This window comes from Bacillus sp. 05T31, assembly GCF_056396725.1.
On sequence record NZ_JBFTMA010001326.1, the window covers coordinates 1 to 509 of the forward strand.

Sequence of the window (509 nt, forward strand, 5' to 3'; positions counted from 1 at the left end):
GTTTCTTTAGATCCTCTAAGGTAGTGACACTTTGAAAGTATTTCATGGGTTTCTTTAGATCCTCTAAGGTAGTGACACTTTGAAAGTATTTCATGGTCAGCAACTCCTTTTGATTTTTTGAATGCGCTAGCGCATTTCTTAATTTTATATTATCATGCGCTAGCGCATAAAACAAGTATTATTTTACATTTTTTCATTTTATTTACATTGTATTTCAAAAATAATAAGGACTAGATCTTATCTAGTCCTTATCACAATTAATTATTTAAATAATATCGGCCCTCCAATGCTCCTTATAAGCCCTAAAATGTCAATGTTGGTATGATAGATACCAAAGATTATACTAAGCACCATAAACCGAATTAAGCTTTTTATCTTTTTCATTAAAAAAGAGACAACCGCCCCTACAATAAATACAACTAATAGGACTGTCATAATTGTTCCCATGCTTTCCTCCCAAATTGATAATAAAATTCTCTAATATCTAAAATGAGCTTAAGACCCTTATC

The 509-nt window shown here is 30.8% G+C and carries 1 protein-coding gene; it reads right to left on the reverse strand.

The genetic code is table 11. The features are described from left to right. Positions 1-261 precede the first annotated feature (261 nt). A complete protein-coding gene (locus tag AC1DJR_RS33145) occupies positions 262-447 on the reverse strand; it encodes a hypothetical protein (protein WP_098661292.1) in 186 nt (61 codons plus the stop codon). Between the last annotated feature and the right edge of the window lie 62 nt (positions 448-509).